Genomic DNA, 19942 nt, shown 5'->3' on the forward strand with positions numbered 1-19942 from the left:
CCCTGTCCCGGCATCCTGCCGGGACAGGGGGAGCGATTCAGATATCTTTCACCCTGCTGGTCATAAACAGCGTCACCAGCGAAATTGCGGCAATCGTCCAGTAGACGCTGGCGTGACCATAGCTTTGCGACAGCGCGCCCTGAATCACCCCCGCCAGAATCACCCCGGTGGAAATACTGTTGGTAAACAGCGTCGTCGCGGCGCCCGCCCGTCCGGGCATCAGATCCTGAAACCACAGCATGCCAATCCCGGCAACAATCCCGATAAATACGGCATTAAACAGCTGTAGCACCAGCAGCGCCACGCGGTCGTGGAACAGAATCAGACCGATATAAAACAGCACGCCCGCCGCAACCGCTGTTACCATCATCTTGCGTTTGCCCCAGCGCTTAACGTAGTAGCCCGCCAGTATCATCGCCGGGATCTCCAGCCCGGCAGCGGTGCCCATCAAAATCCCCGCGAGGCTGTCCGGCAGGCCAAGATCGCTGCTGATCCACAGAGGCATATCAATGATATACATGGTATTGCAGGTCCACATCAGCGTGGAGGCGATGAACAGCATCCGCACGTTTTTATCGTGCCATCCTCCGGCCTGCACCAGCACGTCAGCGCCTTCAGAAGGCTGCTCAACGCGGGCGACCGAGGGCAGTTTGACGGCGATCAGCGCCAGGCTTATAACAAAGATCCCGGCGGCAATCGAAAACATGGTGGTGAAGCCATAATTCAGCGCCAGCATAAAAGCCAGCGGTGGACCAATAACCCACGCCAGCGAAAGCTGCGCACGCATTATCGAACTGAACATCACCACTTCGCGCGCCGAGCTATCGGCATATTCCCGCGCCAGGGCAAAAAGCTGCGGCATCGCGGCATTCGCCACCGAGGCCAGCATAACCCCGCAGGTAATCAGCGTCAGATAGTGGCGATTAAAAGCGAACAGCAGCGCGTTTCCCACCGCCATCAGGCAGCAAAACATAATCAGCCTCCGGCGATCGCCCCGGCTGTCGGAGCGTTTAGCCAGCGCCAGGCTGACCAGAATGCCGGCAATGGCGTTAACCGTATAGAACAGCCCTACCCAGAACGGCTGCGCGCCCACTTCGCGGCTGAGGAATAAGCTGAGCGTCGGCGCCTGCAGCGCGCCGGCGATCCCCATCATGAAAGCGACAAGCATAAAAGCGGCGTAAACGCCGTTTAGACGACGCCCCATCGTCATTAACCACAGCATGAAATATCCTTAAGCACGCGAAGAAAACGAAAAAAGCCAGCAGAAGTATTCTGCTGGCGGGTGATTCTATACTCTATGGATTTCGAGTTGCGGGCAGGCGGCCAGAACGTAAGTCCCTGGAAACATAGGTAACTATGTGGCCTGGGCGAGCGGGCGCAGCCAACGCACCTGCAGCTTGAAAGACGACGAGTATAACACCAATACTCAGTCACACATGATGTCTGCAAGTCAATGATCCGAGGTCTGCGACGTAACTCCCCACTGCATCAGTTCGCCGAGCATTTTCTGCTGTCTTCCTGCCATCAGGCGGGCCAGCCAGGACGCATCCTGCGTCGCAGAAAAGTAGCGTTGGTAGAACTGTTTCATGGTTGACCCCATCATATTCACCTCCTCGCTTCATCGACGTTGATTATTGACTTAATATAGGAAGTAATAAATTGCTGAGTTTTTATCAGGAGTTCCCCTTTTATGTCTTCCGGTCGTTTACAACAGCAGTTCATCCGCCTGTGGCAGTGCTGCGATGGCAAGTCGCAGGAGACCACGCTGAATGCGCTGGCAGAGATGCTAAGCTGCTCGCGCCGCCATATGCGTACCCTGCTCAACATGATGGAAGCGCGCGGCTGGCTGACCTGGGAGGCGGAGGCCGGGCGCGGCAAGCGCTCCCGCCTCTCTTTTCTCTATACCGGTCTCGCCCTGCAGCAGCAGAGGGCGGAAGATCTGCTGGATCAGGACAGAATCGATCAGCTGGTGCAGCTGGTTGGCGATAAAGCCGCCGTCCGGCAAATGCTGGTTTCCCATTTAGGCCGCAGCTTTCGTCAGGGCCGGCATATCCTGCGCGTGCTCTACTATCGGCCGATGAAAAATCTGCTGCCCGGCAGCGCGCTGCGCCGCTCGGAAACGCATATTGCCCGGCAGATTTTTAGCGCCCTGACGCGGGTAAATGAGGAAAATGGGGAACTGGAGGCCGATATTGCTCACCATTGGCAGCAGATCGCCCCCACCCACTGGCGCTTTTTTCTGCGTCCGGGGATTCATTTTCATCATGGACGAGAGCTGGAGATGGAAGATGTCATTACCTCTCTGCAGCGCAGCAACGCCCTGCCGCTGTTCTCTCATATTGAGCGCATCGACTCTCCCACCGCATGGACCCTCGACATTCATCTCCGCCAGCCCGACCGCTGGCTGCCGTGGTTGTTAAGCCAGGTCCCGGCCATGATCCTTCCGCATGAGTGGCGAACGATGGAGAATTTCTCCAGTATCCCCGTGGGGACCGGGCCCTACTCGGTTGTGCGTAATAACCAGAACCAGCTCAAAATTCACGCCTTCGATGACTATTTCGGCTACCGGGCGCTGATCGATGAAGTGAACGTCTGGGTCCTGCCGGAAATCAGCGAAGAACCCAACGGTGGGTTGACGTTACAGGGCACCACGCAAAGCGAAAAAGCGGTGGAAAGCCGCCTGGAAGAGGGGTGTTATTACCTGCTGTTCGACGCCCGCAGCCCGCTGGGCGGTAACAGCGCGGTACGCCAGTGGCTAAGCTATGTGTTCCAGCCCGCTAACCTGCTCTATCACGCGGGCGAGCACTATCAAGGCAACTGGTTCCCGGCGTATGGCCTGCTGCCCCGCTGGCATCATGCGCGCAGCCACGCCTGCGAGAAGCCTGCCGGCCTTGAGACGGTCAGGCTGACCTACTACCAGGATCACGTCGAGCATCGCGTGATGGGCGGGATCATGGCAACGCTGCTGGCCGAGCATCAGGTTAAGCTGGAGATCCAGGAGCTGGAGTATCAGGAGTGGCACCGCGGGGAGGTGGTCAGCGACGTTTGGCTCAACAGCGCCAACTTTACGCTGCCGATCGATTTCTCCCTGTTTGCCTGGCTGTATGAAGTTCCGCTGATTCGCAAATGTATCCCCATCGACTGGGAACAGGACGCCGCTCGCTGGCGCGCGGGCGAGCTGAACCCGGCCACCTGGAGTCAGCAGCTGTTGGCCAATCAAACCGTGGTGCCGCTGATCCACCACTGGCTGATGATCCAGGGGCAGCGCAGCATGCGCGGCGTACGCATGAACACGCTCGGCTGGTTTGACTTTAAGTCCGCGTGGTTCGCACCGCCGGAGCCGTAATGCTTTCCGTTGGCAAACAAAATCATTACACTAACTGCCGTTCTCAACGGGGTGCTAATAAACATACGCAATCTCATTCAAGTTGCCTCAACGCGCGGTTAGCGCAGAAGCAACCCGAAGACAAAGCGTATGGGCTGAGAAAATACCCGTCGAACCTGATCCGGATAACGCCGGCGAAGGGATTTGAGGCCCTCTCAAAATCCTTTGCCACCCCTTTTTCTGAGGTGCAAAGTGTTGAAAAAATTACTCCCCCTGCTGGCGCTGGTCGCCGCGCCCGTTTTTGCCAAACCGCTGCTCACCGTTTATACCTACGACTCGTTCTCCGCCGACTGGGGCCCGGGCCCGGCGGTTAAAAAAGCCTTTGAAGCCGACTGCGACTGCGAGCTGAAGTTCGTGGCGCTGGAAGATGGCGTCTCGCTGCTCAACCGCCTGCGAATGGAAGGCAAAAACAGCAAAGCCGACGTGGTGCTGGGGCTGGATAACAACCTGCTGGAAGCCGCTTCGCAAAGCAAGCTGTTCGCCAAAAGCGGCGTCCCGGCCAGCGCGGTCAGCGTGCCCGGCGGCTGGGACAACGACACCTTCGTGCCGTTCGATTACGGCTACTTCGCCTTTGTTTACGATAAAAACAAGCTGAAAAATCCGCCGAAAAGCCTGAAAGAGCTGGTTGAGGGCGAGCAAAAATGGCGGGTGATTTATGAAGATCCGCGCACCAGTACGCCGGGCCTGGGCCTGCTGCTGTGGATGCAAAAAGTCTACGGCGATAAAGCGCCGGAAGCCTGGCAGAAGCTGGCGGCGAAAACCGTTACCGTTACCAAGGGCTGGAGCGAAGCCTACGGCCTGTTCCTGAAAGGCGAAAGCGATCTGGTGCTGAGCTACACCACCTCCCCGGCTTACCACATTATCGAAGAGAAAAAAGATAACTACGCCGCGGCAAACTTCGCTGAAGGCCACTACCTGCAGGTTGAGGTAGCCGCCCGCACCGCGGCCAGCAAACAGCCGGAGCTGGCGGAAAAGTTCCTTAAATTTATGGTATCGCCGGGCTTCCAGAACGCGATCCCCACCGGCAACTGGATGTATCCGGTGACGACGGTTGCGCTTCCGGCAGGCTTTGACGCGCTGATGAAACCGCAAACGACCCTCGAATTCACACCGCAACAGGTGGCCGCCGAACGTCAGAACTGGATTAGCGCATGGCAACGCGCCGTCAGCCGCTAGCTTTCGGCTGGCTCCTGCCGGGACTCACGGCGGCCATCGTGCTGGTCGTCGTGGCGCTGGCCGCCTTTCTGGCGCTATGGTTCAGCGCCCCGGAGACCTCCTGGAACGCGCTTATCCGCGACAGCTATCTCTGGCACGTGGTGCGTTTCTCCTTCTGGCAGGCCTTCCTTTCCGCGCTTTTTTCGGTGCTACCGGCGATATTCCTCGCCCGCGCCCTGTACCGGCGGCGCTTCCCCGGGCGCACGCTGCTGCTGCGCCTTTGCGCGATGACCTTAATTCTGCCGGTACTGGTGGCGGTCTTCGGCATTCTTAGCGTCTACGGTCGTCAGGGCTGGCTGGCCCAGCTATGCCACGTTTTTGGCTGGCAGTGGGAATTCTCGCCCTACGGGCTACAGGGGATCCTGCTGGCGCACGTATTCTTTAATATGCCGATGGCCACGCGCCTGCTGCTGCAGACGCTGGAAAATATCCCCGGCGAACAGCGGCAAATCGCCGCCCAGCTCGGCATGCGCGGCTACGTCTTCTTCCGGCTGGTCGAGTGGCCGTGGCTGCGCCGGCAAATTCCACCGGTCGCGGCGCTGATCTTTATGCTCTGTTTCGCCAGCTTTGCGACCGTGCTGTCGCTGGGCGGCGGCCCGCGGGCGACCACCATCGAACTGGCGATTTACCAGGCCCTTAATTTCGACTACGACCCGGCGCGCGCGGCAATGCTGGCGCTTATCCAGATGGTCTGCTGCCTCGGGCTGGTGCTGCTTAGCCAGCGCCTGAGTAAAGCCCTCGCCATCGGGGCCAGCCATATTCGCGGCTGGCGCGATCCCGACGACCGGCTGTACAGCCGGTTATGCGACGCGGCGCTGATTGGCGCGGCGCTTTTACTGCTGCTGCCGCCGCTGCTGGCGGTGATAAGCGACGGGCTGAACAGCAATCTGCTGAGCGTGCTGCATCAGCCGGCGCTATGGCAGGCGCTGTGGACGTCGCTGCGTATCGCCCTTGCCGCCGGGCTCTTAAGCGTCATCCTGACCATGATGCTGCTCTGGAGCAGCCGCGAGCTTCGCGCCCGCCGTCACCCTCTGGCCGGTCAGGCGCTTGAGCTGAGCGGGATGCTGATCCTCGCCATGCCGGGCATCGTGCTGGCCACCGGTTTCTTCCTGTTGCTCAATAACAGCGTGGGCCTGCCCGAGTCCGCCGACGGTATCGTGATTTTCACCAATGCGCTGATGGCAATCCCCTATGCGCTCAAGGTACTGGAAAACCCGATGCGCGATATCGCCGCCCGCTACGGCACCCTCTGCCAGTCGCTGGGGATGCGCGGCTTCACCCGCCTTCGGGTGGTCGAGCTTCGCGCTTTAAAGCGGCCGCTGGCCCAGGCGCTGGCCTTCGCCTGCGTGTTGTCGATTGGCGATTTCGGCGTCGTGGCGCTGTTCGGCAACGAAGATTTCCGTACGCTGCCGTTTTATCTGTATCAGCAAATTGGTTCTTACCGTAGCCAGGACGGCGCCGTGACCGCCCTTCTGCTTCTGCTGCTGTGCTTTTTACTCTTTAGCGTGATTGAAAAACTTCCGGGACGCGATGCTAAAACTGAATGATGTGACCTGGCTTTACCAGCATCTGCCGATGCGTTTTACGCTTTCCGTCGAACGCGGTGAGCGCATCGCGGTTCTTGGCCCGAGCGGGGCCGGTAAAAGTACGCTGCTGAACCTGATTGCCGGTTTTTTAACGCCCGCCAGCGGCAGTATCGCGCTCGACGGCCAGCCCCATACCCACACGCCGCCCGCGCGTCGTCCGGTATCAATGCTGTTTCAGGAAAATAATCTGTTCAACCATCTCACCATCCGCCAGAACATTGCGCTGGGAATGCACCCGGGGCTCAAGCTGAACGCGGATCAATCCGCCCATCTGCAGGCGATTGCCGGGCAGATGGGGATTGACGCGATGTTAGAGCGGCTGCCGGGCGAGCTTTCCGGCGGCCAGCGCCAGCGTGCGGCGCTGGCGCGCTGTCTGGTGCGCCAGCAGCCGGTACTGCTGCTGGATGAGCCCTTCTCGGCGCTCGATCCCGCGCTGAGACAGGAGATGCTGACGCTGGTTGCCGACGTCTGCCAGCAGCGGCAGCTGACGCTGCTGATGGTCTCGCACAGCGTGGAAGATGCGGCGCGCATCGCGCCGCGGTCGGTGGTCGTGGCTGAGGGACGCATTGCCTGGGATGGCGCGACCGCCGCGCTGCTCAGCGGCAACAGCAGCGCCTCGGCGCTGCTGGGAATTAGCGCAAAATAACCTTATGCAGGATGTCGAGATAGACCGGCATCAGCGGATGACGGAAGGCAAACACCAGCGCCGCGCCGGCGGCGCACACCATGAGCGGAGCGAGCCACAGCAGGCGCGAACGCGGCAGAAAACGGGTGAGACGATCGCCGGCGCTTTTGGCGCTGCGCCACAGCCGCCAGCATAGCCACGCCGCCAGCCACGCCAGCAGCGCCGCCCCCAGCAGCAGCCACTTAAAGCTGGCGCTATTCTCATCGGCCGGGATATCAATGGCCGCCCCGGCAAGGATTCCCGGTAAGAAGTAGAGCGGCGGCCACAGCAGGCAGCCGATGATATTCGGCGGGATGAACTTCGCGACCGGCAGATCGAGCATTCCGGCGACCATCGGCACCAGCGGGCGCGTCGGCCCGACGAAGCGGCCAATCAGAATCGTAAACATGCTGTGCTGATGCAGCGCATGTTCGGTTTTATCCAGCAGCGCTTTGTTTTTCTTCAAAAAAGACCAGCGATGCAGCGGCTTTTTAAACCGCCAGCCAAGCCAGAATGAAATCCAGTCGCCGAGCAAACAGCCGATAATCCCCGCCAGCCACGCCTGCCAGAAGTTAACCTCGCCGCTGCCGATCAGCGCCCCCAATCCGGCCATCATCACCGTTCCCGGTAAGATAAGCCCCACCAGCGCCAGCGACTCGAGGAAGGCGACCAGCAGAACGGCTATCAGAGAATAGACCGTGGATTGAGTAATAAAGTGTTCCAGCAATGCTTGCATAATGTACCCGGTTTAAAAACGAAGCACGGATTCTCCGGAGCCGTTCATACTTCGTCAAGCCATCATTTGTTTGTATAGTTTACTGGCTGTGTTAAAAATCCGGGCCATCATTTCACTTTCTTTACTTTTTATTCACACCCTGCGCGAAACTCGCTCGGGCTGGCGCCGGTGCATTTCTTAAACACGCGCGAAAAGTAGAGCTGGTCCTCAAAACCGACGTTACGGCCAACGGTCGCGATTGGCATCCGCGTCGTGCTCAGCAGCAGCTTAGCCTGGCTAATGCGCTGATCCTCCCGCCACCCCAGTACGCTGATCCCCAGCTGCTGGCGGAACAGATGCGACAGGCGCGACGGCGACAGGCACACGTGCTGGGCGACGCTGGCAATATCGAAATGGCTGTCCGCCAGATGATCGCTGATGTACTGGCAGGCATCGCGCACCCGGTTATCCAGCGGCGGATGCAGCGATTCGTTGATAGCTTCCATGCGCCTGAGCAGCAGCTGCTCCATAAGATTGATCGCCAGCAGCTCGGAGTAACGCCCGGCGCCCTGCCCGGCTTCCACAATCTGCCCGAACAGTTCGCCAAAGCGCGCCTGCCACTGCTCATCCGGGCGGAAAAAGCCGGTCTGGGCAAAAATCGTTGGCCAGTTAAGCCATTCATGCCAGTAGGCGCGCGGCCGGAAATAGACCCACTGGTGATACCACTCGCGGGCATCGGGATGGCGGCCATAATGGTGAATCTCTCCCGGCGGGAACAGCAGCATATCGCCAGGCCGGCAGATAAACTGCTCCCCGTGGTTATTGATCACCCCTTCGCCGCGAATCGTCAGATTAAGGATATAGCCCTTCATGCCCAGCGGACGGTCAATAAAGAAATCAAGATAGCCATCGGCTTCAATTGGCGTCAGGCCCGTTACCAGATGGGCGTTAAAAGAGTAACCCGGCAACAAAGGATCGTTTTGCGTTTCGGCCATAAACTCTGCTCTCCAGGAGACATTGAGGACACCAATTGTCCATACCTTGTATTTTATCCTCTGGCTGGTCGCTCATGCTGCGACGCGGGTTAGAAAATGAATTAAAACCCGCCTCTTCTCGATAAAAACCGAGCATGGCGCACAGTTCAGGCGCTTTCAGCGCATAACTGAAGTGTCTATAAAGACGGCAGGAAAGTCCACATTGAATATTTGCACGGCGTCACACTTTGCGACGTCACAGCAATATAGTCCATAAGATTAGCGAATACGGCCTGACGGTTTTCAGCCCAGATATCTACTGTTTCACCATGAATGATTTTTAGCATGGAGTAACAGTATGGCAATTGCGATTGGCCTCGATTTTGGCAGTGATTCAGTACGCGCCCTGGCGGTAGAGTGCGCGACCGGCGAAGAGCTCGCCGCAAGCGTCGAGTGGTATCCACGCTGGCAGGAGGGGCTATTTTGCGATGGTCCGAACAACCAGTTCCGCCATCATCCACGCGACTATATCGAATCAATGGAAGCCGCGCTGAAAAGCGTCCTCGCATCCCTTAGCGCCGAACAGCGCGCTGCCGTGGTGGGTATCGGCGTTGACAGCACCGGCTCCACCCCCGCGCCCATCGACGCCGACGGCAACGTGCTGGCGCTGCGCGACGAATTCGCCAGCAACCCCAACGCCATGTTCGTGCTGTGGAAGGACCATACCGCGGTGGAGGAGGCGGAGGAGATTACCCGCCTGTGCCACCAGCCGGGCAAAGAGGATTACTCCCGCTATATCGGCGGTATCTACTCCAGCGAATGGTTCTGGGCCAAGATCCTCCACGTGACCCGCCAGGACAGCGCCGTCGCCGAGGCCGCCGCGTCGTGGATTGAGCTGTGCGACTGGGTGCCAGCCCTGCTTTCCGGGACCACCCGCCCGCAGGATATTCGTCGCGGCCGCTGCAGCGCCGGGCACAAATCCCTTTGGCATGAAAGCTGGGGCGGACTGCCGCCTGCCGGTTTCTTCGATGAACTCGACCCGATAATCAACCAGAGCCTGGCCTACCCGATGTTCAGCGATACCTGGACTGCGGATGTCCCGGTCGGCACGCTCACCGCCGAATGGGCCGCGCGCCTGGGCCTGCCGCAAACCGTCGCCATCTCCGGCGGCGCATTCGACTGCCATATGGGCGCCGTCGGCGCCGGTGCGCAGCCAAACGCGCTGGTCAAAGTTATCGGCACCTCCACCTGCGACATTCTGATCGCCGATAAACAGAGCGTTGGCGAGCGCACGGTGAAAGGGATTTGCGGCCAGGTCGACGGCAGCGTCGTGCCTGACTTTATCGGTATGGAAGCGGGGCAATCCGCTTTTGGCGACATCTACGCCTGGTTTGGCCGCATTCTCGGCTGGCCGCTGGAGCAGCTGGCGCAGGCCCACCCGGAACTCAAAGAGCAGATCAAAGCCAGCCAGAAACAGCTGCTGCCCGCGCTGACCGACGCATGGGCAAAAAATCCGTCTCTTGACCACCTGCCGGTAGTGCTGGACTGGTTTAACGGCCGCCGTACGCCGAATGCCAACCAGCGTCTGAAAGGGGTCATTACCGATCTGAACCTCGCCACCGACGCCCCGGCGCTGTTCGGCGGACTGATTGCCGCCACCGCTTTTGGCGCCCGCGCCATTATGGAGTGCTTCACCGAACAGGGGATCCCGGTCAATAACGTGATGGCGCTCGGCGGCATCGCGCGCAAAAACCCGGTGATCATGCAGGCCTGCTGCGATGTGCTGAATCGCCCGCTGCAAATCGTCGCGTCCGATCAGTGCTGCGCCCTGGGCGCGGCTATCTTCGCCGCCGTTGCCGCCGGCGTATACCGCGATATCCCTGCCGCACAGGAAAACATGGCCAGCCAGGTGGAAAGTACCCTGCAGCCTCGTCCGGCGCAGGCGCAACGCTTCGAACAACTCTATCAGCGCTACCAGCAGTGGTCGCTCAGCGCGGAACAACGTTATCTCCCTTCGACTGCAAAAGCGGAATCCGCACCGCAATCTCAGGCAGCCCTCACCCATTAAGGACATGAAAATGACGATTTTTAATAACTATGAAGTGTGGTTCGTTATCGGTAGCCAGCATCTGTACGGCCCTGAAGCGCTACGTCAGGTGACAAAGCACGCAGAACATGTGGTGAACAGCCTGAATGCGGAAGCCAAACTGCCGTGCAAACTGGTACTTAAGCCGCTGGGTACCACGCCGGATGAGATCACCCATATCTGCCGCGACGCAAACTACGATGATAAGTGCGCCGGGATGGTGGTGTGGCTGCATACCTTCTCGCCGGCGAAAATGTGGATCAATGGCCTCACGATCCTGAATAAACCGCTGATGCAGTTCCACACCCAGTTCAACGCGGCCCTGCCGTGGGACAGCATCGATATGGACTTTATGAACCTGAACCAGACCGCCCACGGCGGCCGCGAATTTGGCTTCATCGGCGCCCGCATGCGTCAGCAGCACAGCGTGGTGACCGGCCACTGGCAGGATAAAGAAGCCCATCAGCGCATCGGCGCGTGGATGCGCCAGGCGGTCTCTAAACAGGATACCCGCCACCTGAAAGTGTGCCGTTTCGGCGATAACATGCGCGAAGTGGCGGTCACCGACGGGGATAAAGTCGCCGCGCAGATTAAGTTTGGCTTCTCGGTTAACACCTGGGCGGTGGGCGATCTGGTGCAGGTCGTCAATGCGGTCACCGACGGTGAAATCAGCGCCCTGATGGATGAGTACGAAAGCAGCTATCGCCTGACCCCCGCGGTGCAAATCCACGGCGATAAGCGGCAGAACCTTCTCGATGCCGCGCGCATTGAGCTGGGGATGAAGCGCTTCCTGGAACAGGGCGGCTTCCACGCGTTCACCACCACCTTTGAAGATTTACACGGCCTGAAACAGCTTCCGGGTCTCGCCGTGCAGCGTCTGATGCAGCAGGGCTACGGCTTTGCGGGCGAAGGCGACTGGAAAACCGCCGCTCTGCTTCGCATCATGAAGGTGATGGCAACTGGTCTGCAGGGCGGCACCTCCTTTATGGAGGATTACACCTACCACTTCGAGAAAGGCAACGATCTGGCGCTAGGCTCGCATATGCTGGAAGTCTGCCCGACCATCGCCACCCCTGAAAAACCGATTCTCGACGTGCAGCCGCTGGGCATCGGCGGGAAAGCCGATCCGGCGCGCATCATCTTTAACACCCAGACCGGCCCGGCGATCGTCGCCAGCCTGATCGATCTCGGCGATCGCTATCGTCTGCTGGTGAACACCATTGAAACGGTGAAAACGCCGCACGAACTGCCGAAGCTGCCGGTGGCCAACGCCTTGTGGAAAGCGCATCCGGATCTGCGCACCGCGTCCGAAGCCTGGATCATCGCTGGCGGCGCGCACCACACCGTCTTCAGCCATGCGCTCACCCTCGACGATATGCGCCAGTTTGCTGAGCTGCAGGATATCGAGCTGACCGTGATTGATAACGAAACCCGTCTGCCCTCCTTCAAGGACGCGCTGCGCTGGAACGAAGTGTATTACGGTTCAAAACGCTAAGGGGCCGTCCCCTCACCCTCTCCCTGAGGGTGCGGGTGAGGGGAACTGACTCGCCAGCAATTCGGAGCACAGTATGTTAGAAGATCTTAAACGCCAGGTTCTCGAAGCCAACCTGGCCCTGCCAAAGCACAATCTGGTTACCCTCACCTGGGGCAACGTCAGCGCCGTCGACCGTGAACGGGGCGTGCTGGTGATTAAACCCTCCGGCGTCGACTACAGCGTCATGACCGCCGAGGATATGGTGGTGGTCAGCCTGGAGACCGGCGACGTGGTGGAAGGCAAGAAGAAGCCCTCGTCGGATACGCCAACCCACCGTCTGCTGTATCAGGCATTCCCGACGCTGGGCGGCATTGTTCATACCCATTCGCGTCACGCCACCATCTGGGCGCAGGCCGGACAGTCGATTCCCGCTACCGGCACCACCCACGCCGACTATTTCTACGGCGCGGTCCCCTGTACCCGTTTGATGACCGACGATGAGATCAACGGCGAGTACGAATGGCAAACCGGCGAAGTGATCGTTGAAACCTTCCGTGAAAAAGGCATCGATCCGGCGCAAATGCCCGGCGTGCTGGTGCACTCGCACGGCCCGTTTGCCTGGGGGAAAAACGCCGAAGACGCGGTGCATAACGCTATCGTGCTGGAAGAGATCGCCTATATGGGCATCTTCTGCCGCCAGCTGGCGCCGCAGCTGCCGGAGATGCAGCAAACGCTGCTGGATAAACACTATCTGCGCAAGCACGGCGCGAAAGCGTATTACGGGCAGTAACGCCGCAGCATTCCCGGCTCGCGCTGCGCTTAGCCGGGCTACAGGCTGGTAGCCCGGCTAAGTCCGGGAAACAGCGCGCCACACCTGTATAAAACCCCAGCATCATTCGGTGAACCAGGCTATAATCAGGCCTGGTTTTTACTGATGAGAGCACGGCGTGACGCAGCCACGAGCAGGTTTTTTACTCACCCGTCACTGGCGGGATACCCCGCAGGGCACCGAACTGACATTCTGGCTGGCGACCGATGACGGCCCGCTTGAGGTCACCCTGCCGCCGCAGGAATCCGTCGCGTTCATTCCCGAATCGCAGCGCCCGCAGGCTGAACGCCTGCTGCAGGGCGAAAACGGCCATCGCCTTGCTGCGCTCACTCTGCAAGATTTTCATCGCCAGCGGGTCTTTGGCCTCTACTGCCGCGCTCACCGCCAGCTGATGCGGCTGGAAAAAAAGCTGCGCGAAAACGGCGTCACGGTATATGAAGGCGACGTTCGCCCGCCGGAGCGCTATCTGATGGAGCGCTTTATCACCGCCCCGGTGTGGGTTGAAGGCGAGGCGCGCGGCCAGCGGCTGGTCAACGCGCGGATGAAGCCCAATCCCCACTACCGACCGCCCCTGAAATGGGTGTCGCTGGACATCGAAACCAGCCGCCACGGCGAGCTCTACTGCATCGGCCTTGAAGGCTGCGGCCAGCGGGTCGTCTATATGTTAGGGCCGGAACCTGCCACCCCGCCTGCCGTCGATTTCGAACTGGAGTACGTCGCCAGCCGCCCGCTGCTGCTGGAAAAGCTTAACGCCTGGTTTGCCGCCCACGACCCGGACGTGCTGATCGGCTGGAACGTGGTGCAGTTTGATTTACGCGTCCTGCAAAAGCACGCCGAGCGCTATCGCATCCCGCTGCTGCTCGGCCGCGGCAACAGCGAACTGGAGTGGCGCGAACACGGTTTTAAGAATGGCGTCTTCTTTGCTCAGGCCAACGGCCGCCTGATTATCGATGGCATCGAGGCGCTGAAATCCGCGTTCTGGAACTTCTCCTCTTTTGCGCTGGAGTCGGTCGCCCGCGAGCTGCTCGGCGAGGGCAAAGCCATTGATAATCCCTGGGATCGGATGGATGAAATCGATCGCCGCTTTCACCTGGATAAACCGGCGCTGGCCACCTATAACCTGCAGGACTGCGAGCTGGTCACGCGCATCTTCCACAAAACCGAGATCATGCCGTTTTTGCTGGAGCGCGCGACGGTCAACGGCCTGCCTGCGGATCGCCACGGCGGTTCGGTCGCCGCCTTCAGCCATCTCTATTTCCCGCGCATGCACCGGCTCGGCTACGTCGCGCCGAACCTCGGTGAAGTGCCGCCGCAGGCCAGCCCCGGCGGCTACGTGATGGACTCCCGCCCCGGCCTCTACGACTCGGTGCTGGTGCTGGATTACAAAAGCCTGTACCCGTCGATTATCCGCACCTTTCTGATCGACCCGGTGGGACTTGTGGAAGGTCTGGCGCAGCCCGATGACGCTCACAGCACCGAAGGCTTTCTCGGCGCGCGCTTCTCGCGAGAAAAACACTGCCTGCCGGGGATCGTCGGGCAAATCTGGCACGGGCGCGACGAGGCCAAGCAGCATAAAAACAAACCGCTGTCGCAGGCGCTGAAAATCATTATGAACGCCTTCTACGGCGTGCTCGGTACCAGCGCCTGCCGCTTTTTCGATCCGCGTCTGGCCTCATCCATCACCATGCGCGGCCACGCGATTATGCGCCAGACCAAAGCGCTGATTGAATCCCAGGGCTATGACGTTATCTACGGCGATACCGACTCCACCTTCGTGTGGCTCAAACGGTCCCACAGCGAAGAGGAAGCCAGCAGCATCGGCCGCTCGCTGGTGGCCTTTGTCAACGAATGGTGGGCGGCGGAGCTGAGCAAAGAGGGGCTTGTCAGCACCCTCGAGCTGGAGTTCGAAACCCACTTCTGCCGCTTTCTCATGCCCACCATTCGCGGCGCGGATACCGGCAGTAAAAAGCGCTACGCCGGGATGATTCAGGAAGGCAGCGAGCAGCGCATGGTGTTTAAAGGGCTGGAGACGGTACGCACCGACTGGACGCCGCTGGCCCAGCAGTTTCAGCAGGAGCTTTATCTGCGCATTTTCCGCCATCAGCCCTATCGCGATTACGTGCGCGAAACCATTGATAAGCTGATGAACGGCGAGCTTGACGATCGGCTGGTCTACCGCAAGCGCCTGCGCCGTCCGCTGGCGGAGTATCAGCGCAACGTGCCGCCGCACGTGCGCGCGGCCAGGCTCGCTGATGAGCAAAACGTCAGGCTGGGCAGGCCGCAGCAGTATCAGCAGCGCGGCAGCATTAAATACGTCTGGACCACCGGCGGGCCGGAGCCGGTGGATTATCAGCAATCACCGCTGGATTATGAACACTATCTTTCTAAGCAATTAGAGCCTGTCGCCGAAGGAATACTTCCCTTTGTCGACGACGATTTTGCTACAATAGTGACGGGGCAGCTGGGGCTATTTTGATTTTTTCTCACTCATTCCGCTGGCGCAAAAGCCGCAAAATGAAGGGTGAGGAGGACGTGACGAACGTTCCGCCATCCAGTAATATAGCGCCCTTTCCATTCCTGGACCCAATTTTGACGTATCTCCGATTCTCCATGGAGATGCTCAACTATTGCCTGCAATCAAAGAACTAAAGAGCCGAACATATATGCCTTTTACACTTGGTCAACGCTGGATTAGCGACACAGAGAGCGAACTGGGATTAGGGACGGTCGTTGCGCTGGACGCGCGCATGGTGACCCTGCTTTTCCCCGCCATCGGCGAAAACCGTCTGTACGCACGCAACGACTCCCCAATCACCCGCGTGATGTTTAACCCGGGCGATACCATCACCAGCCACGAAGGCTGGCAACTCCAGGTTGACGAAGTTAATGAAGAGAACGGTCTGCTGGCCTACACCGGCACCCGCCTCGATACCCAGGAAGCCAACGTTACCCTGCGTGAAGTGCTCCTCGACAGCAAGCTGGTCTTCAGCAAACCGCAGGACCGTCTGTTCGCCGGACAGATCGACCGTATGGATCGTTTCGCCCTGCGCTATCGCGCGCGTAAATTCCAGAGCGAACAGTACCGCATGCCGTGGAGCGGCCTGCGCGGCCAGCGCACCAGCCTGATCCCGCATCAGCTGAATATCGCCCACGACGTTGGCCGCCGCCACGCGCCGCGCGTCCTGCTGGCGGATGAAGTAGGTTTAGGTAAAACCATTGAAGCCGGGATGATCCTGCATCAGCAGCTGCTCTCCGGCGCCGCGGAACGCGTCCTGATCGTCGTCCCGGAAACCCTGCAGCACCAGTGGCTGGTGGAAATGCTGCGCCGCTTTAACCTGCGCTTCTCGCTGTTTGACGATGAGCGTTATGCCGAAGCGCAGCACGACGCGATTAACCCGTTCGAAACCGAACAGCTGGTGATCTGTTCGCTGGATTTCGTGCGCCGCAGCAAGCAGCGCCTGGAACACCTGTGCGAAGCCGAGTGGGATCTGATGGTCGTTGATGAAGCGCACCACCTGGTCTGGAGCGAAGACGCCCCGAGCCGGGAATATCAGGCGATTGAACAGCTGGCCGAATGCGTGCCGGGCATTCTGCTGCTCACCGCGACGCCGGAGCAGCTGGGAATGGAGAGCCACTTCGCCCGCCTGCGCCTGCTCGACCCCAACCGTTTCCACGACTTCGCCCAGTTTGTTGAAGAGCAGCAGAACTACCGTCCGGTTGCCGACGCGGTCGCCCTGCTGCTGGCCGGTAATAAGCTGAGCGACGCCGATCTGAACGCGCTGAGCGATCTGATCGGCGAACAGGATATTGAACCATTATTGCAGGCCGCCAACAGCGATCGCGATGATGCCCAGGCCGCTCGTCAGGAGCTGGTGTCGATGCTGATGGACCGCCACGGCACCAGCCGCGTGCTGTTCCGCAACACCCGTAACGGCGTCAAAGGTTTCCCGAAACGCGAGCTGCATACGATTCGTCTGCCGCTGCCAACCCAGTACCAGACGGCCATTAAGGTTTCCGGCATTATGGGCGCCCGCAAAACCGCCGAAGAGCGCGCCCGCGACATGCTCTATCCGGAGCAAATTTATCAGGAATTTGAAGGCGATACCGGCACCTGGTGGAACTTCGATCCGCGCGTTGAATGGCTGATGGGCCATCTCACCAGCCACCGCTCGCAGAAAGTGCTGGTCATCTGCGCCAAAGCGGCCACCGCGCTGCAGCTGGAGCAGGTCCTGCGCGAGCGCGAAGGCATTCGCGCCGCGGTGTTCCACGAAGGGATGTCGATTATCGAACGCGACCGCGCCGCCGCCTGGTTCGCCGAGGAAGATACCGGCGCTCAGGTGCTGCTGTGTTCTGAGATCGGCTCCGAAGGCCGCAACTTCCAGTTCGCCAGCAATCTGGTGATGTTCGACCTGCCGTTCAACCCGGATCTGCTGGAGCAGCGTATCGGCCGTCTTGACCGTATCGGCCAGGCTCACGATATTCAGATCCACGTTCCCTATCTGGAAAGAACCGCCCAGTCGGTGCTGGTGCGCTGGTATCACGAAGGCCTGGACGCGTTCGAGCACACCTGCCCGACCGGCCGAACCGTCTACGACAGCGTGCATAACGAACTGATCAACTATCTTGCCACGCCGGAAAATACCGACGGCTTTGACGACCTGATCAAAGCCTGCCGCCAGCAGCATGAAGCGCTGAAAGCGCAGCTGGAACAGGGCCGCGACCGCCTGCTGGAGATCCACTCCAACGGCGGAGAAAAAGCCCAGCAGCTTGCGGAAAGCATTGAAGAACAGGATGACGACACCAGCCTGATCGCCTTCTCCATGAACCTGTTTGATATCGTCGGCATCAACCAGGACGATCGCGGTGAGAATCTGATTGTCCTGACCCCCTCCGACCATATGCTGGTCCCGGATTTCCCGGGCCTGCCGGAAGATGGCTGCACCATTACCTTTGAGCGTGACGTCGCCCTGTCCCGCGAAGACGCGCAGTTCATCACCTGGGAGCATCCGCTGATTATCAACGGTCTGGATCTGATCCTCTCCGGCGATACCGGCAGCAGCACCATTTCGCTGCTGAAGAATAAAGCGCTGCCGGTAGGTACTCTGCTGCTGGAGCTGATTTACGTCGTTGAAGCGCAGGCGCCGAAGCATTTGCAGCTCAACCGCTTCCTGCCGCCGACGCCGGTGCGCATGCTGCTCGACAAAAACGGCAACAACCTCGCCGGTCAGGTGGAGTTCGAAAGCTTCAACCGTCAGCTGAGCGCGGTTAACCGCCACACCGGCAGCAAGCTGGTCAACGCCGTCCAGCAGGACGTCCACGCGATTTTACAGCAGGGCGAAGGCCAGGTAGCCAAAGCGGCCCAGGCGCTGATCGACGCCGCGCGTAAAGAAGCCGACGATAAACTGACGGCCGAGCTGTCGCGCCTTGAAGCGCTGCGCGCCGTGAACCCGAACATCCGCGATGATGAACTGGCGGCTATCGAGAGCAACCGTCAGCAGGTTATGGACGCGCTGGCGCAGGCGGGCTGGCGCCTGGATGCGCTGCGCTTAATCGTGGTCACCCACCAGTAACGGAACGCGAATATGGCGATGGAAAACTACAATCCGCCGCAGGATCCCTGGCTGGTTATTCTCTACCAGGATGAGCACATTATGGTGGTCAACAAGCCAAGCGGCCTGTTGTCCGTGCCGGGCCGACTTGCCGAGCACAAAGACAGCGTGATGGCGCGCGTTCAGCGCGACTTCCCGCAGGCCGAGTCGGTGCACCGGCTGGATATGGCGACCAGCGGCGTGATTGTGGTGGCCCTGACCAAAGCGGCAGAGCGCGAGCTGAAGCGGCAGTTCCGCGAACGGGAGCCGAAAAAGCAGTACGTCGCCCGCGTCTGGGGGCATCCGGAGAAAACCGAGGGTCTGGTGGATTTACCGCTGATTTGCGACTGGCCGAACCGGCCAAAGCAGAAGGTGTGTTACGAAACCGGCAAAGCGGCGCAAACCGAGTATGAAGTGCTGGAGTTGGCGGCGGACAACACCGCCCGCGTGCGCCTGAAGCCGATTACCGGGCGTTCGCATCAGCTGCGCGTGCATATGCTGGCGCTGGGCCATCCGATTCTTGGCGACCGCTTTTATGCGTCGCCGGAAGCGCTGGCCATGGCGCCTCGTCTGCTGCTGCACGCCGAAACGCTGACCATCACCCACCCCGCTTTCGGTAATACGATGACGTTTCGCGCGCCGATCGACTTCTGACCGTACCCCTCTGTCCCGGGTCGTGCCGCCAGCGGCTCACCCGGGCTACTCCTCGCTCATCAATGCCGCGGAAAACGGACGTCAGTCGCGGGCAAACCACGCATCAATCATCTGCTCAACGCGGGCCACAACCTGCCCGGTGTCATGACGGCGGCTGCGCGCGCAGGCGTGCGCGGGCTCGTCGCACAGCAGGCAGCGGCGCTGGTTCTCCCCCATTGACTGACGGCCAACCAGGCCATTTTTCGGGCAAATGACGTCAATATCCCACAGGCGTCCCAGCGGATGGGTATGCTCAAGATCGGTACAGAAGGCTTTGATTTCACTGGCGGCGTGATCGACGCACCACAGCGCTTCCGGCCCGGTCGGCAGCCACAGCACCTGGCGATCCAGCGTCTGCCAGCGGTGTTTCCACAGCATCTGATCGCAGGCCTGCAGCGCCACCCCCATCATATTACGGTAGCGAATGCTGTCTTTCACCGCGCCCGGCGTCACCAGGGTCAGCGAAATCACCGGCCGCTGATAATGGGCTAACCAGTCGGCCTGGCGCGCGGCGCGCTGCTCTTTCGCCGCCAGCAGCGCTTCCATGCTTACGCCCTCACGGGCGAGAGTATCCACTGACATTTGTTTCTCTCCTCACTTAATAAAAGGCAGCGGACAGGCTGCCGTCGCAGTCGCGAATAATGGCGCTGATTGTATCGCTAAACGATCCCTGTTTTGGAGACGGGGCGCAGATATTTTCTGCGCCATTTAGCACGAAAAAGCAGACTTAGCG

At 59.9% G+C, this 19942-nt stretch carries 15 protein-coding genes and 1 riboswitch; of the genes, 10 read left to right on the forward strand and 5 right to left on the reverse strand.

Going from position 1 to position 19942, the window contains the following annotated elements; translation table 11 throughout:
• Positions 1–37 precede the first annotated feature (37 nt).
• Both JLG71_RS23430 and sgrT read right to left on the reverse strand, forming a co-directional pair.
• A complete protein-coding gene (locus JLG71_RS23430) occupies positions 38–1222 on the reverse strand; it encodes a sugar efflux transporter (RefSeq protein WP_009654594.1) in 1185 nt (394 codons plus the stop codon).
• A 228-nt stretch (positions 1223–1450) separates the two neighbouring features.
• A complete protein-coding gene (gene sgrT / locus JLG71_RS23435) occupies positions 1451–1603 on the reverse strand; it encodes a glucose uptake inhibitor SgrT (protein ID WP_004098552.1) in 153 nt (50 codons plus the stop codon).
• An 87-nt stretch (positions 1604–1690) separates the two neighbouring features.
• Here sgrT and sgrR point away from each other — a divergent pair, with 87 nt between their 5' ends.
• The 4 genes from sgrR to thiQ all read left to right on the forward strand — a co-directional run bounded on the left by sgrR (position 1691) and on the right by thiQ (position 6832).
• Positions 1691–3346: an HTH-type transcriptional regulator SgrR gene (gene sgrR / locus JLG71_RS23440; protein WP_148851040.1), complete on the forward strand. Its 1656-nt coding sequence runs from the start codon at positions 1691–1693 to the stop codon at positions 3344–3346.
• A 37-nt stretch (positions 3347–3383) separates the two neighbouring features.
• Positions 3384–3546: riboswitch (TPP riboswitch) on the forward strand.
• 31 nt (positions 3547–3577) lie between these two features.
• Complete coding sequence (gene thiB, locus JLG71_RS23445; protein WP_032747954.1) at positions 3578–4561, forward strand: thiamine ABC transporter substrate binding subunit; 984 nt, start codon at positions 3578–3580, stop codon at positions 4559–4561.
• A complete protein-coding gene (gene thiP / locus JLG71_RS23450) occupies positions 4537–6147 on the forward strand; it encodes a thiamine/thiamine pyrophosphate ABC transporter permease ThiP (RefSeq protein ID WP_122117121.1) in 1611 nt (536 codons plus the stop codon). The genes thiB and thiP overlap by 25 nt, the downstream gene beginning before the upstream one ends.
• Complete coding sequence (thiQ, locus tag JLG71_RS23455; RefSeq protein ID WP_047724503.1) at positions 6131–6832, forward strand: thiamine ABC transporter ATP-binding protein ThiQ; 702 nt, start codon at positions 6131–6133, stop codon at positions 6830–6832. The genes thiP and thiQ overlap by 17 nt, the downstream gene beginning before the upstream one ends.
• On the opposite strand, the gene JLG71_RS23460 is transcribed toward thiQ, so the two are convergent.
• Both JLG71_RS23460 and araC read right to left on the reverse strand, forming a co-directional pair.
• Positions 6819–7586, reverse strand: a complete 768-nt coding sequence (locus JLG71_RS23460) for a DedA family protein (RefSeq protein WP_014227902.1) — start codon at positions 7584–7586, stop codon at positions 6819–6821. The genes thiQ and JLG71_RS23460 overlap by 14 nt on opposite strands.
• A 128-nt stretch (positions 7587–7714) precedes the next feature.
• On the reverse strand, positions 7715–8560 hold the full coding sequence (araC, locus tag JLG71_RS23465) for an arabinose operon transcriptional regulator AraC (protein WP_004098545.1): 846 nt from the start codon (positions 8558–8560) through the stop codon (positions 7715–7717).
• 337 nt (positions 8561–8897) lie between these two features.
• Between araC and araB the strand changes: the two genes are divergently transcribed.
• From araB to rluA, 6 genes are all read left to right on the forward strand, one after another.
• Positions 8898–10607, forward strand: coding sequence for a ribulokinase (gene araB / locus JLG71_RS23470; RefSeq protein ID WP_046877811.1), 1710 nt, complete (start codon positions 8898–8900; stop codon positions 10605–10607).
• A gap of 10 nt (positions 10608–10617) precedes the next feature.
• A complete protein-coding gene (gene araA / locus JLG71_RS23475) occupies positions 10618–12120 on the forward strand; it encodes an L-arabinose isomerase (RefSeq protein WP_163461475.1) in 1503 nt (500 codons plus the stop codon).
• A 73-nt stretch (positions 12121–12193) separates the two neighbouring features.
• Entirely contained in the window at positions 12194–12889 is a 696-nt protein-coding gene (gene araD / locus JLG71_RS23480) for an L-ribulose-5-phosphate 4-epimerase (RefSeq protein WP_014227900.1), read from the forward strand.
• Between the two features lie 157 nt (positions 12890–13046).
• The gene (gene polB, locus JLG71_RS23485) at positions 13047–15404 is read left to right on the forward strand and encodes a DNA polymerase II (protein WP_128696690.1); all 2358 of its coding nucleotides are present in this window, start codon (positions 13047–13049) and stop codon (positions 15402–15404) included.
• 187 nt (positions 15405–15591) lie between these two features.
• Positions 15592–18498: an RNA polymerase-associated protein RapA gene (rapA, locus tag JLG71_RS23490; protein ID WP_025106476.1), complete on the forward strand. Its 2907-nt coding sequence runs from the start codon at positions 15592–15594 to the stop codon at positions 18496–18498.
• A 12-nt stretch (positions 18499–18510) separates the two neighbouring features.
• Positions 18511–19170, forward strand: a complete 660-nt coding sequence (gene rluA / locus JLG71_RS23495) for a bifunctional tRNA pseudouridine(32) synthase/23S rRNA pseudouridine(746) synthase RluA (protein WP_004098537.1) — start codon at positions 18511–18513, stop codon at positions 19168–19170.
• 81 nt (positions 19171–19251) lie between these two features.
• Here the strand turns inward: rluA and citX are convergent, their stop codons facing one another.
• Positions 19252–19791, reverse strand: a complete 540-nt coding sequence (gene citX, locus JLG71_RS23500) for a citrate lyase holo-[acyl-carrier protein] synthase (RefSeq protein ID WP_004098536.1) — start codon at positions 19789–19791, stop codon at positions 19252–19254.
• Between the last annotated feature and the right edge of the window lie 151 nt (positions 19792–19942).

This window comes from Klebsiella michiganensis (genome assembly GCF_015139575.1).
In the GTDB taxonomy this organism is placed as follows: Bacteria; Pseudomonadota; Gammaproteobacteria; order Enterobacterales; family Enterobacteriaceae; genus Klebsiella; species Klebsiella michiganensis.

Excerpts from the sequence above, each read along its gene's own strand:
- JLG71_RS23430 (WP_009654594.1), bottom strand. The coding sequence starts at position 1,222 with ATGCTGTGGTTAATGACGATGGGGCGTCGTCTAAACGGCGTTTACGCC.
- sgrT (WP_004098552.1), bottom strand. The coding sequence starts at position 1,603 with ATGATGGGGTCAACCATGAAACAGTTCTACCAACGCTACTTTTCTGCG.
- sgrR (WP_148851040.1), top strand. The coding sequence starts at position 1,691 with ATGTCTTCCGGTCGTTTACAACAGCAGTTCATCCGCCTGTGGCAGTGC.
- thiP (WP_122117121.1), top strand. The coding sequence starts at position 4,537 with ATGGCAACGCGCCGTCAGCCGCTAGCTTTCGGCTGGCTCCTGCCGGGA.
- thiQ (WP_047724503.1), top strand. The coding sequence starts at position 6,131 with ATGCTAAAACTGAATGATGTGACCTGGCTTTACCAGCATCTGCCGATG.
- JLG71_RS23460 (WP_014227902.1), bottom strand. The coding sequence starts at position 7,586 with ATGCAAGCATTGCTGGAACACTTTATTACTCAATCCACGGTCTATTCT.
- araC (WP_004098545.1), bottom strand. The coding sequence starts at position 8,560 with ATGGCCGAAACGCAAAACGATCCTTTGTTGCCGGGTTACTCTTTTAAC.
- araB (WP_046877811.1), top strand. The coding sequence starts at position 8,898 with ATGGCAATTGCGATTGGCCTCGATTTTGGCAGTGATTCAGTACGCGCC.
- araA (WP_163461475.1), top strand. The coding sequence starts at position 10,618 with ATGACGATTTTTAATAACTATGAAGTGTGGTTCGTTATCGGTAGCCAG.
- araD (WP_014227900.1), top strand. The coding sequence starts at position 12,194 with ATGTTAGAAGATCTTAAACGCCAGGTTCTCGAAGCCAACCTGGCCCTG.
- rapA (WP_025106476.1), top strand. The coding sequence starts at position 15,592 with ATGCCTTTTACACTTGGTCAACGCTGGATTAGCGACACAGAGAGCGAA.
- rluA (WP_004098537.1), top strand. The coding sequence starts at position 18,511 with ATGGCGATGGAAAACTACAATCCGCCGCAGGATCCCTGGCTGGTTATT.
- citX (WP_004098536.1), bottom strand. The coding sequence starts at position 19,791 with ATGTCAGTGGATACTCTCGCCCGTGAGGGCGTAAGCATGGAAGCGCTG.